General features: G+C 40.5%; 13 protein-coding genes and 1 pseudogene. 3 read left to right on the top strand and 11 right to left on the bottom strand.

Annotated features, from left to right (window positions below; translation table 11 throughout):
• Positions 1–6: 6 nt before the first annotated feature.
• From A3I5_RS12970 to A3I5_RS0103990, 11 genes and pseudogenes are all read right to left on the bottom strand, one after another.
• A pseudogene (locus A3I5_RS12970) lies at positions 7–135 on the bottom strand (hypothetical protein); the annotation flags it as partial.
• Positions 136–164: 29 nt separating this feature from the next.
• Complete coding sequence (locus tag A3I5_RS0104040; RefSeq protein ID WP_026216915.1) at positions 165–998, bottom strand: carbohydrate ABC transporter permease; 834 nt, start codon at positions 996–998, stop codon at positions 165–167.
• Positions 998–1879: a carbohydrate ABC transporter permease gene (locus A3I5_RS0104035; protein ID WP_018373342.1), complete on the bottom strand. Its 882-nt coding sequence runs from the start codon at positions 1877–1879 to the stop codon at positions 998–1000. Before A3I5_RS0104035 ends, A3I5_RS0104040 begins: the two co-directional genes overlap by 1 nt.
• Before the next feature lie 59 nt (positions 1880–1938).
• A complete protein-coding gene (locus A3I5_RS0104030) occupies positions 1939–3291 on the bottom strand; it encodes an ABC transporter substrate-binding protein (RefSeq protein WP_018373341.1) in 1353 nt (450 codons plus the stop codon).
• Positions 3292–3312: 21 nt separating this feature from the next.
• Positions 3313–3765, bottom strand: a complete 453-nt coding sequence (locus A3I5_RS0104025; RefSeq protein ID WP_018373340.1) for a YhcH/YjgK/YiaL family protein — start codon at positions 3763–3765, stop codon at positions 3313–3315.
• Positions 3766–4138: 373 nt separating this feature from the next.
• Positions 4139–4798: a DUF624 domain-containing protein gene (locus A3I5_RS0104020; protein WP_018373339.1), complete on the bottom strand. Its 660-nt coding sequence runs from the start codon at positions 4796–4798 to the stop codon at positions 4139–4141.
• A gap of 50 nt (positions 4799–4848) precedes the next feature.
• Positions 4849–5301 (bottom strand): NanQ anomerase/TabA/YiaL family protein, encoded by a 453-nt coding sequence (locus tag A3I5_RS0104015; RefSeq protein ID WP_018373338.1) that lies wholly within the window; start codon positions 5299–5301, stop codon positions 4849–4851.
• A gap of 49 nt (positions 5302–5350) precedes the next feature.
• Positions 5351–6187, bottom strand: a complete 837-nt coding sequence (locus tag A3I5_RS0104010) for a carbohydrate ABC transporter permease (RefSeq protein WP_018373337.1) — start codon at positions 6185–6187, stop codon at positions 5351–5353.
• Between the two features lie 10 nt (positions 6188–6197).
• Positions 6198–7085: a carbohydrate ABC transporter permease gene (locus A3I5_RS0104005; RefSeq protein ID WP_026216914.1), complete on the bottom strand. Its 888-nt coding sequence runs from the start codon at positions 7083–7085 to the stop codon at positions 6198–6200.
• A 417-nt stretch (positions 7086–7502) separates the two neighbouring features.
• The gene (locus A3I5_RS0104000) at positions 7503–8828 is read right to left on the bottom strand and encodes an ABC transporter substrate-binding protein (RefSeq protein WP_018373335.1); all 1326 of its coding nucleotides are present in this window, start codon (positions 8826–8828) and stop codon (positions 7503–7505) included.
• A gap of 747 nt (positions 8829–9575) precedes the next feature.
• The gene (locus A3I5_RS0103990) at positions 9576–10277 is read right to left on the bottom strand and encodes an N-acetylmannosamine-6-phosphate 2-epimerase (protein ID WP_018373333.1); all 702 of its coding nucleotides are present in this window, start codon (positions 10275–10277) and stop codon (positions 9576–9578) included.
• Positions 10278–10545: 268 nt separating this feature from the next.
• On the opposite strand from A3I5_RS0103990, the gene A3I5_RS0103985 reads away from it, so the two are divergent.
• Genes A3I5_RS0103985 through A3I5_RS0103975 form a run of 3 tightly spaced genes read left to right on the top strand, consistent with a single transcriptional unit; the run spans position 10546 to position 12993 of the window.
• Positions 10546–11292: a hypothetical protein gene (locus A3I5_RS0103985; protein ID WP_018373332.1), complete on the top strand. Its 747-nt coding sequence runs from the start codon at positions 10546–10548 to the stop codon at positions 11290–11292.
• A gap of 22 nt (positions 11293–11314) precedes the next feature.
• Positions 11315–12187: an ABC transporter ATP-binding protein gene (locus A3I5_RS0103980; RefSeq protein ID WP_018373331.1), complete on the top strand. Its 873-nt coding sequence runs from the start codon at positions 11315–11317 to the stop codon at positions 12185–12187.
• A 26-nt stretch (positions 12188–12213) separates the two neighbouring features.
• Positions 12214–12993 carry a hypothetical protein gene (locus A3I5_RS0103975; protein WP_018373330.1) on the top strand — a complete coding sequence of 260 codons (780 nt, stop codon included), beginning with the start codon at positions 12214–12216 and terminating at the stop codon, positions 12991–12993.
• The last annotated feature ends 138 nt before the right edge of the window (positions 12994–13131 follow it).

Genomic DNA, 13131 nt, shown 5'->3' with positions numbered 1-13131 from the left:
TCTCCTTTATTTTAATAAATCGTTAATATCATAATCAACATACTGGACAACATCCGTCAAGTGTAATTCATTCCGTGACCAAGAATCGTATTTTTCAAAGAGCAACCCAATACGATGATTTGGCAACTCTGTCATTCATAAATAAACTCCACTATCTTATAAATCTACTTAACAGAACCTTCAGATAAGCCACCTGCAATTTTATTTTGGATCAGTGAGAAGAAGATTATTGAAGGCAGAACAACGATAACAGATGCAGCCATCATGTCTCCCCAATCAAGAATTTCTGAACCATTCAAAGATCTGAGAGCTACGGCAACTGTCATCTTACTTGTATCGTTAATCAAGATAAGCGCATAAAGAAATTCATTCCACGCATTGATAAAGGTATAGATCGCAGTTGCTACAATACCTGGTGCAACAATCGGAAGAACCACTTTATAGAAAGTCACAAACTTATTGGCCCCGTCAATCCTAGCAGCCTCTTCAATCCCTACTGGAACGGTCTGGAAGAAACCTACCAAGATCCAAACCGCGTATGGAACGCTAAAGGACAGGTAAATAATCATGAGCCCCAAAAGACTATTGGATAAGCCAACTTTAGAAATCGCTAAAGAATAGGGAATAGCAAGCAAGATCGGCGGGAAAATATAGGTTGTCACCAATAATTTTGACATAATTGCTCCCAATCTTGGGAAAAAGCGAACAATGCCATAGGCAGCCATTGCAGACACAACCGTTGCGATGACAGTGGCCGATAACGCGACAAGCAAGCTATTTTTGATATTTGTTATGAAATTCAAATCATTGATAACATGCTCAAAATAGTCAAATGTAAAATTCTGCGGCCAAAAACGTGTTGGAAATTGTGTTAATTCTCCTTTTCCTTTAACGGATGAAATAATAATCCACACTAATGGAAAAATAGCTATAATGGTTGCAATAACTAATATTGCATGGGATAGTAAGTCTAAGTACCATTGTGATTTTCTCTTCATCATCTAGTCTCCTTTTCCCATTTGTTAATTACTTTGAAGTAAATGAAACATATTGCTAAGAGAAAGAGGAAAAGTAAGACTGTTACTGCCGAAGCCCTACCTATGAGCTTTGTTCCCCAACCTAAATTATAAGCAAAAATTGGAACAGTCATCGTAGCATTTGACGGTCCACCACCCGTTATCAAGTAGATAATATCAAAATTATTAAAAATCCAGATTGTTCTGAGAACGACTAGCAATCCCACGACAACTTTAATATGCGGGAGAGTTATATAGCGAAACACCTGCCAACTTGAAGCACCATCAATTTTTGCAGCTTCAAATTGCTCCTGTGGAACGGTTTGGAGTGCCGATAAGATATTAACCATGATCATCGGTGCACCAAACCATATATTGATTCCCACTAAACAAATGAAAGCCCATGTTTTATCTGTCAAAAATGCAGGTGCCATATCCATCAGCCCTAATTTCACAATTAAATTAGGAAGATAGCCATAAACTCCGTTTAAAATCCACTGCCAAGAAAAGGCAATAACAATTGTTGGAAAGGCCCATGGAACAATGAGAAGCGTTCTATACAATTTTTTAAAGCGACGAACTCTATGAAGGGAAATAGCTAAAATAAACCCTACCAACACCTGGCCTACAAGTGAAAAGACAGTCCACTTTAGAGAATTAAAGAACGCTGTAAAAAAATCTGGGTCATTGAGTACATTAATGTAATTGTCCAAACCAACAAAGCGATAGTTAGGCATAATCAAGTGTTTATTAGTAAAACTATAAAAGATACTTGAAAAAAACGGATAAACAAAGAGTAACCCTACAATAATCATCGCTGGTAAAACAAAAATCCAACGTGTTAAATTACGGTCTCTAACCATTCGTACTCCTTCTATTAAAAGATGGCTACAGTATTGTCACCGTAGCCATTTTATCGTGTCTAATTGACATCAACAGCAACTGTTTCAAATAAATCATTCAATTTCTTCTCGGCTTTTTCAGCTGCTTCTTTAGGATCCGTTCCATTACTGATAATATCTTGGAACATTTCCTCAATGACATGTTGATTTAACATCAAACCAGCTTGTACACTCGGTCCATTTTCAAAACCGATAGCAGTCCCTTTAGCAACAGCCTCCAGAATCACTTCTTCTGCATGTTGGAACTTTTGACGTGTTTCATTTTCTTTGTAAGCTGGCAGATCTGAAATACCGCTGATCGCTGGCAACATACCAACTGGAGTAGCATCTAGAAATTCAAGGTAATTTTCTTCTTGATACAGGTATTCAATAAATGCCTTAGCTACTTCAGGATGTTTTGAATTTTTCCAGACAACCATTGGGATATTAGATGTCTCGATACCCTGATCTTTATCGCTAGCTTTTACTTTTGGAATCGGATAAGCATCAATATGATCTAGCAAGTGCGGACTGTTTGCCTCAACACCGCCTACATGGAAACCTGAGTTAAAGTCAAAAGCTGTTTTACCTTGATAGAATAATGTCGCTTGTTGCAACACATTGAAATTCAACGAATCTTTAGGCGAAACGTCATTATACATTTTCACCCAATATTTAATCCCCTCTTGAGCAAGATCACTTGTCAAATCGGCTTTTAAGTCTTTTGTTAATAAGCTACCGCCTGCGCTACGGACATAAAAGTTTAGGAAACGTGTTGCCATTAAATCATTTGTGCCTAGCGGAACAGACATTCCATAAACCCCGTCTGTGGACAATTTCTTACTAGCTTCATAAAGCTCGTCCCAAGTTTTTGGAACTTCAATATGATGTTTTTCTAATAAATCTGTCCGAACCCACATGACTTGGGCGTGAGAATAGAGTGGTACAGAATACATGTCTGAGCCTACCTTAGCTTCATTTAATGCAGCTTCATTAAAGCGATCTGCACCAATTGACTCAATTGTATCATTTAACGGTATAATGGCATCCGAGTTAATCATCTCCATAACTTGGTTCGGTAGTGCTGTGCTAATATCTGGCACATTCCCATTCGCTAAGCCGGTAGTCCATTTTGTATAAAAGTCATTCCAAGAGAAAGTTTCAATCTTAATTTTTACTTTAGGATTTTCTTCCATGAACTCGTCAGCTGATTTTTGAATAGACTCCAAGCGCGGCCCTTGGGTAAAGGAATGCCACATCACAATTTCACCAGATAGCTCTCCTTTATCAGCAGACTTACTGGCTTGCTCATTATTTCCTGACGAACAAGCTACAACAGCAAGAGAAGCGAGTGCAAGACCAAATGCACTCATCATTTTTTTGAATTTTTTCATTTTGTCCTCTTTCCTTTTTGGTCAATTTAATGCAACCTTAAAAACAACTTTTTTAACTAATTCATCGTTGACACGAATCTTAGGTTGATGAAAATCCTGCGGAAATGTAATCAAGCAATCACCGGGTGTCAAATGGACTAACTGCTCCACCTTTCCCTCATAAAACTCTATATCATTCTCATCGTCATAGTCTTTCGTAAGATTAGCGCTATTTATTGAGGATACTGCCATATCTTCACAATTTTCTAAAACAACGTGAATGTCTAGATATTTACGATGTGTTTCAAAGAACTCTCCACATCTTCCATCTGCAAGGTACTTGAAACAGTTCCCAAACAGTTGTTCTCCCTTGATTTTGATAGGCCCTTCTGAGATAGCATAAATATTATTCGTATGTAAAAACTCTATAAGGTCTATAAAATATGGATTGACGTTCTGGTAAACATCCAAGTCATCTATTCTAGTGATTATCATTTTTGCTAGCCACCTCCTTTTCCTTAATCAAATTGACTCTGCACCTCCAAAATTTTTATAGGCAAGCATTTTTATACCCCCTTCAAAGATTCGATAAATAAATCCATTCGGAAACTAAACCTTTTACACTTGACTTACTTATCGCACCAATTAAATTCCTCCGTTTTCTTTCTTTATATGACACCGCTTACATCGTCTATTATAGAATCCTTTTAACCTTTTGACAATAGATTTTAACCATTTAGATTGTACTATCAGAATTTCTAAAGTTTATTGTCCACACTGAAAGTACTTTCAGTCAGGCGATAGATAGCCCCTCTTGAAAATAGAGCTGGAAAAAAAGAAACACTGCAGTCAGTGCTTCTTTGCCTCATTAATTTTTCCCTTCAAGAGGGTATTTTTGAAAGATTCTTTCCATAACAATAATTTGACCATAACCTAGACAGGAGAAGCCTATCACAACCAAGAGGCTAAGCCCCAGCAGGAAAGTCAAAGACGTTGTGTAAAGTAAGGTCATTAAGAAGATGATGATACCCAGCATGAGAAAAGTCCAAGGAAAATGAAGACCCGCAAACAGAAAGCCAGTCTTGAACAGCGCCTTAATGGACATCTCAAACCGTGTCGCCATGGGGTAGACATAAAGAAAAATTCCTGTTGCTAGGATCAGCATGGCTATAGCCATGACTTGAATCAAGCGAGCACCTGATAAAGGATGGTGATGGGCCAGGACCAGATCCAGTAGGCAAAAGCCCACCAATACGAGTTCCATTAGTCCTAGCTTGAAGCCTTGTTTTGCGTGGCGTTTGAGGGCTTGCAGATAGCTTGCTATGACTGGTAGACGTTTCTGACGTTTAAGGTCAAAAAGCACCTGATACAAACTCATCTTTGCAATACCGATTGTCAGGACAGGCAGGCAGGTCAGAAGGAAAAGGAGGTTTAGCACCACCAAGTCCAAGATCCGTTCGCAAGCACGGACAAAGACGTTGTCAACAGCGAAAATGGTCTTCACTAATTTTTCTGTTTTATTCCCCATAGCCTTCCTTTCTCTATTTTTTCAGTCACTTTCTACATGCTCTTTGTATCTTAATCTACCAGCACTTTTACGATGCATTTTTTGACAGTATCACCGTCACCTGCATGGACGTTTGGTCGATGAGCTTCACCTGGGAAATAGATGACAAAGTGCTCGGCATCAATGACAACGTCCAGCTCCCGCTCACATTTTTCCAGACCAAAATCCGTCTCCGAGGTATAGATTTTGGTCACTTCGCGATCGCCAAATCCGTACTTGGCAATTTCCTTGCCCTCAAGCAAAAGATGGAGGTCAAGATAATCACGGTGAACTTCAAAATCTGGGCCAATTTCCTTGTCCAATCTATTTTCTTGGACTATCAGATAAACCCTGTCCTCATCAAGGTCCTGCCGTCCCAAATCAAGACTGGTTAAATCTATCTCCTGTAATTTTTCCAAAGCCAGATCCAGATTTGGGTGTAACCCCTGATAGTTACTGAGTTCTGATAGCTGATCGTAAATCATATAAATCCTCGCTGATTATTCTTTATTTCCTTTCCCCCGTCAGAGAATTTTACCCCTTAACAGCTCCCATGGTAATCCCTTGCGTAAAGGATTTTTGGAAAATGAGGAAAACAGTGACGATTGGTACGGCGGCCATAGCAGCACCAGCCATGATGAGACCGTAGTTAGTTGCCATTTCGGCCTGCATGGTTGCAACACCGAGTGAGATGGTCAAGTTTTGACGTGACGTCAGCATCACCAATTGCATGAAATAATCATTCCAAGAGTTAATAAAGGTAAAGATAGCAAGGGCAGCAAAGCCTGGTTTGACAATTGGAAAAGCAACATTCCAAAAGGTTCTAAGCTCGCTACAGCCGTCCATCTTAGCAGACTCCAAAAGCTCTGTCGGAATGTTTTCTGAGAACTGCTTCATCAGAAAAACTCCAAATGGCCAGCCCACCAAGGGCAGGATAACCGCTGCTAAGGTATCATGAATTCCCATAAAATTGATAATCCGCACCAAAGGCACTAGGACAACTTGTTTGGGCAGAGCCATCGCTGCAATAAACATGCTAAAGAGGAAGCGTTGGCCGTAGAAACGTTTCTTAGCCAAGACATAGCCTGCTAGTGATGAGGTCGCACAAACTAAAATCATAGTCGCCAAGGAGATAAAGACCGAGTTCCACAACCACTGTAAAGCAGGGTTTTGGACGACCAGTTTCTCAAAGTTTTCAATCGTTGGCGCTACTGGAAACCATTGTGGAGGAATCTTGATAGTGTCTGGCTGGGCCTTAAAAGCTCCAGTCAAAATCCAGTAAAATGGAAAGATGAAGAGCACCGTCAGTAAAAGTAGGATAACGTTACTGATCGCTCCAAAGAGAGAGAATTCTCGTTTTTTCGTGTTCATAAGCGTCCTCCTAATACTTCACATCATCGCCCAAAATCTTAAACTGAGCAAAACTAATCAAGGCAATCAAGACTGCCAGAAAAACACCCATAGTATTGGCGTAGCCATACTCAGACAGCTTGAAAGCTTTTTCGTAAAGGTAGTACATCAGGGTTGAGGTTGAATAGTTTGGTCCACCAGAGGTTAACAGCTGAATCAGCGCAAAACACTGGAAGGAGTTGATGGTTGTGATAACTGCGATGTAGAGAGTCGTTGGCAAAAGAGCAGGCCACTTGATGTTCCAAAAGACCTGAGTCTCAGTTGCACCGTCCACACGCGCTGCTTCCACCAAGGAATTATCAATATTTCCCAAAGCCGCAATGTAGAGGATAATGGGCTGCCCCACCGAGGTGGTCAAGAGAATGATGATAATCGCCCAGAGCGCCCACTGCTTGTCTCCCAGCCAACTGATATTTTGATCAATAATTCCACCGGACTTGAGCACAAAGTTCAAAATACCTGATAGGGGATCGTAGATCCATTTCCAAACAACCGTCACGGCTACACTACCTGTAACGACAGGTAAGAAAAAGACAAATCGGTAGAAAGAGCGTGTAATCACATTTTTATTGTAGGTTCTCGCTGCCACAAAAAGGGAGAAGAAAACCACGACAGGAACGGAACCGATCACAATAATGACCGTATTAATCAAAGACTTGATAAAGACTTCGTCATTGAACATACGGATATAATTATCCAGACCGATAAAAGTGAATTCGGTCATGGTATATCTAAAGAAGCTGGTCACCAGCCCCATCATCATCGGCGCCAAGACAAAGACGGTAAAGAAAACCAAAATCGGCGCCAAGAAGGTATAGGAGACAACGGTTTCTCGCATTCTAATTTTGTTTACTCGCACAGTAAATACCTCTCTTATAGCATGTCATCTTCGTATTATCTTGTTATCTTAAAAACAATTCTTTTCTCAAAACAGAAAAATAATCTTTTTGATAAAAAAGTCTCCTCTTCCAGCACACACAGACTGTCATGAGGAAAAGGAGACATTCCTAGAGCTAAGCTCAACTTTAATTTTACTATTTTTATTACGTAAAAACAGTTTTCACAGAGATTTGTAGACATAAGGCTGGAACAAAAGCTCTAGCTCATAGAACTCACCTAAACACAGAGGTGAAAACGAAACTTGTTATGCCCCTACATAAGGCAGTAAGTGCTTTATCATCACAGGAATCGCGGCGAAAATAGCCTTTACATTTCTTTTTCAGAAGAGTTAATCCCAGTTCTGAAAAAGAAGAAGCTATTGGTGAGCATAGTCTTGTTAATTAGCTGGCTTGATGGTTGCGTTCGCTTTTTCTGTGAATGATTTCAAGGCTGCTTCTGGTTTTTCATCTCCGTTTGATACAGCTTGCAAAGTTGGGAACCAGAGGGCACGCATTTCTGCAAAACCATCAATAGTATTGTAGTATGGTGAATAGTATTGTGTCCATTTGCTAATGGTTTCCATACGCTCATCGTCATAGAGTTTGCCAAATGACTCACGAACTGGGAAAGCACCTGTACGGACCACGTTCTTAGGTCCCCACTCCTTGTCATCTGCGATGAATTGGACAAATTTCTTGGAGGCTTCAACCTTAGCAGCATCACCATTGTTAAAGACTGCAAAGCCATTTACTAAGTATTCCAGCGCTGCTTTGCCATCTTCAGACGGAAATGGCACTTCAACAACTTCTACACCACTGGACTCCAACAATTGCGCTTGAATGCCATTTTGAGCTGGTCCCCAAAGGATGGTGTAAGAGGTTTGCCCGTTAGCAAAGTTTTGAATGTCGTCCCCACCGTTGTATTGAGAACCGTTCATGATGAGACCATCGTCCATCCATTTTTTCACAGTTGTCAACGCCTTGACCATCGCTGGCTCATCAGTAGTGTACTTAGTAACATCAGCGTTGGTAATACTGCCGCTATAAAGATTAGCTAAGAAAGCGCGATTCCCTTGGTCCCCACCTTGACCGTTGGCAAAGAGGGAGCCAGGATTATAGCCTTTATCTTTCAAAGCTTTGATGACTTTTTCAAAATCCTCTGTTGTCCAACCATCTTTGACCAAATCAAGCACACCAGCATCTTTCAACATGGCCTTGTTCATAGCCATATAAAATGGTGCTGAACTGATTGGATACATATAAGCTGTATCACCAGCCTTACTTGCTTGAATGATATTATCGTTATTGACATCCTTGATATAGTCCTCTGTGAAGAGGTCATTCAAGTCTGCTAATTTCCCATTTTTTCCGTAAGTGATGATACGACCCGGTGCGTCAAAAAGCACATCCGGTGCTGTACCCGCTTCAATGGCTGTTGTGATTTTTTCTGGACCTGAAGTAAAGTCAATTGTTTCAAGGTTAACTTTGATATCTGGATTCGCTTTTTCAAAAGCTGCAATAATGGATTTTTCGTATGTCCCAACGGCATCATCCGTTTTTTCTTGGGTGAATACTGGGAAAGCCCACCAAGTGATTTCTGTTTTTGCGGTGTCAGTATTTTTAGCTTCTTTTGAGGAGTTTGAGCTTGATCCTCCTGAATTGCCGCAAGCCGCAAGGGCTAAGAGTGTTACACCAGTAAGTAGTGTATGTACAAATCTTTTCATTTGATGACTCCTTTTATTAAGATACAAAGGGCGTTCAAAAATGCGATGGAAAATGGCGGTAAGTCAGTCATCTTTGATGACGTTGACGCACCCCGACCAGGACGACTAGGGTTTTCACAGATAAAATCGAAGAAAACCCAGACGACTACGGTCTTAGTCATTCCAAACTAAATCTAGCATTTTAGCCCGTGTTCAGTTGGTTAAGATATGAGGCCGTGAAAAATCCGTGGAAAAATGAGAAAACAGACGACAAGTCTCTGGACTTGAGGAGGTTTTCGAATTTATCGAGGATTTTAGGCCGAATTCAATTACTAAGATGCAAAGAGCGTTAAAACTCCGTGGAAAATGGAAAAAGGTCTAAAGATTGGTTGAGGCTGAGGCAGACAACCATGATGGTTTCGCCCTCACCCACAAAAGTATGTAATCTTTGAGGATTACGTATAAAAAGCACTCCGTCTCGTTTCCGTTATAGTTTGACGCATCACCGCTAAGTTCCGCCAAAGTCCCTCACCTGTGAATAGTGCAAAATCTAACCCTTTGCTATATTTATTATCTCATATTTCGAGAAATGAGGAAGTTTTTAGAGGTGATCTTATGGATATTGTAACTACTATTATCTAGATATTAACTCAGGTTCAGTTAAAATGAATGGTAACTGAAGTGTTGTCCCTAAGGAATCGCAACTATATCTTGTTATAAATCCGCTTAAATCATCAATCCCTCCAATCTCTTAAACTATATTTTTAGTTAACCCTTAGTCGCTGCTACAAAGCGCTGAGTGATCTCCTTTGGTCTAGTAATGGCACCACCCACGACAATCCCTTTAACACCAAGAGCTTGAATCTCTTTAACTTGCTCTGGTGTATGGATTTTACCCTCAGCAATGACATCGACACCTGCCTCACAAAGCGCCCGTATTAGCTCAATGTCCGGGCCATCTTCTTGACGACTATATGACGTATAGCCAGACAAAGTCGTACCAACAAAGTCAACCCCCGCCTCATAGGCAGTAAGTCCTTCATCTAAGGCACTGATATCTGCCATCAAAAGTTGATCGGGGTATTTTTCCTTAACTTGACGGATAAACTCACTAATCTCAAGACCATCAAAACGTTCCCGCTTGGTGCAATCCAAGGCAATAACAGCAAGCTCCAAAAGAGCAAGTTCGTCTACTTCCTTCATGGTTGCAGTGATAAAAGGCTCCTGAGGTGGGTAATCACGCTTGATGATTCCGATAATGGGCAGGTCTGTCACTGACTGAATCTCCTTAATATCACGGACACTATTTGCCCGAATCCCGATGGCGCCACCTTCTTCGGCAGCCTTGGCTAAGAGCGGCATAACTCCACCAGTTTCTGTATACAAGGGCTCTCCTGGCAAGGCCTGACAAGACACGATAATCCCACCTTGAATCTGATGAATCAGGTCTTCCTTGCTAATCTTACTCATCTAGTTTCACCTTTCTTTTTAATTTATGATAGCGTTTATACTTGGTATTATAACCCGTACAAAATGATTTGACAAGACTAGTTAGCCATTTAGAATTTACAACCAGAAAAAGATCGTTTTACCCAAATTCTGAAAGTAGTTTCAGAGACACTCGATTCAAAAACGGCCATTCATGACAAAAAAATTACCGTTCATGACATCATGGACGGGTTTAACTTTTTCTGGGCTATACTAGGTTCATCAAAAAACACAATCGAGGAAATAGATTATGAAACTTATCTCCCCTATCTTTCACTCCGTCTTTAAAAGACGAGATGTCGCTATCTTACTGGCCTTTTCTATCCTACCTCTTTTAACTCCTGCCTTTTCAAAGGATATTCAAGGCGCTTCTCAGGCTGGAGAATTTCTGAGCAGCGCTATGGCTTTCTTTGATGCTAGTATCGAAACCCAATATCAGCTCATCTTGCCAAGCTTAATTTTGGGATTGATTGTCTCCTCGGTATTTCATGATGAGATTAATTCCGGCATCCTCTTTCTCTATAAAGATCTGAAACGTTCTAGTATTTTTAACGCTAAATTACTCAGTCTATTTGGTATTTATGGCCTCTATTTTGGAGCGACCTTTTTGACTAGTCTATTGATCTACTATCTCTATATCATCCCAAGTCATGGGATTGATGCACATTTCTTGCCAGTCACGGGAACAAGCTCTGCCATTTTCCTTCGATTGCTGGCAACGGTAGCAATCCATCTTATCTTAATCAGTTTGATTGCAGCAGTTTCTATCAAAAAAGGGACATTACAAGCGGTATTATATGGTGTCCTCTTTAATCTGACAGCCATGATTGCTCCCTTGCTTAATGGCTTTCGCTATACGTTTCCCAACACCTATCCAAACCTGATTGGCAAAATGTCCTTTGGCACAGCATTGATGATTAGTCTCGGCTTGTCAATTCTCTATCTAGCTATCGCTTATTTCTCAGCCCGTCGTAACTTTAACAAAATGGAATTTTAATCACAGAAAAGGAATCACACTCATGCTAAAAATCGAAACCCTCTCAAAAAAATTCGCTGGAAATGACTTTTACTCGCTCAAAAATGTCTCTATGGAAATCCAAAAAGGAGAAATTGTCGGTCTCATCGGAAAAAATGGAGCAGGCAAATCCACTCTCATGAAACTCATAGCCAAATCCCTCAAGCCGACTGAGGGAAAAATCTTCTACAACGGCGTCGAGATTCATACAGCTGATAATCTCTTGGCTGATTTTGGCATCATGATTGAGCCAGTTTTTTATCCAGAGATGACTGTAGTAGATAATCTCAAGTTTTACCTCCGCCTACACGGCAAGGAAAACCTCTATGGCAATATCGAACCAACCTTAAAACTATTGGAGCTCTGGAACGCTCGCAATCGGAAACCAAAAGGTTTCTCTTTTGGAATGAAGCAGCGGACAGCTCTTGCCATCGCCATGGTAGCAGAACCTGATTTCCTTATCTTGGACGAACCTTTTGTTGGATTGGACCCAATCGGCGTACAAAATCTGATTAATATCTTAAAAAAATGGTCCAGCGAACGACAGATTTCCATGCTGATTTCCAGCCACCAGCTAGGGGAGCTAGAGGCCCTTTGTCAACGTTATGTCTACATCGATGCTGGTCAGCTGGCTAGTGAATTTATCGGCAGTAGCAAACCAAGTGTTCTTATCCATCTCAAAGAAACAGCAGACCTCAGTCTTTTAAATTCCTATCTAAACGATACTGTCACGCTAGAAGAGGGAACTTTAGACATTACCACTGAAGGTGATCAAGTAGACCTCAATAATCTCTTTGCGACCTTAGGTCAGCATGATATGATTGAAAGTCTCGCTGTCAAAGAAAGCCATCTCAAAGAAGTCTTCTCTGCAAACTAGTCTGCCCAATTAGCAAGGAGTATCACATGACCTTATTTCAACCCATTTTCCTCAGTATTTGGAAACGTAAGGAAACCAAAATTTATCTCTCAATCGCTGTGCTTTATTCTCTCATGGTCCTAGCGTCTACTTTTTTACCCGAAAAATCCAACTTCATGAGGTTTAGTTCAGACTCAGGCTATTTGTTTTCAGCATCAACTGTAGCCTATATACTGATTAACTCTGTCAACGACTTTGTTCTGCCTTCCTTAACCCTCTTTCTTCTCAGCTACAATGTCTTTAAAGGCGAAGCGGAAAATCACATTCTTTTTCTCTATAAAGACTTAAAACGCCGGGATATTTTTGTGGCTAAGATTGCTAGCCTCATCAGCATTGTGCTTATCTTTTTAGGACTATTCTTGGTTTGCCAGTTCGCTCTCTACTATGGTCGCCTCATTCATCTACCGATTTTTAGCCCTAACTTTTGGAATTCAGATTCTGCTGAGAATGCTGCCTTTTGGATGATGTGCTGGGTTTTCATTATGGAGAGTATTCTATCTATCTTGTTAGCAGCCTGCTTGTCCCTTTACTTTGGTAAAGGTGTAACTCTGACTGCCTCTTTTGCCTTTAGTCTTGGACTCAGTATTTTTCAAGTTCTTGGCGGCGCCTTCCTCTACTTTATCCCAGCAGGTTATTTTTCATATGATACTTACACTGGTATAGGAAGTTTGATCGTCTCACTTCTTGGTTCGACGTGTCTTACTCTTGTATATAGTAGCATCTTGATCGTTCTGGCCTATCGCTATTTCAAACAAATGGAATATTAAAAAATAAGAGTGAGACAGTAGTCGTGATTTCATTGAAACCGACTATCCTCACTCTTTTATTGTTAAGTTCGGGCTAAAGGATTATTACTCTCACTTTCCCAACCACTGTCTCTAACCAATCAATCTAAACATACAAGA

This window comes from Streptococcus merionis DSM 19192 (assembly GCF_000380085.1).
Lineage (GTDB): Bacteria > Bacillota > Bacilli > Lactobacillales > Streptococcaceae > Streptococcus > Streptococcus merionis.
Note: the sequence above shows the minus strand (reverse complement) of the source record. Positions and strands in the feature narration are given on the sequence as shown.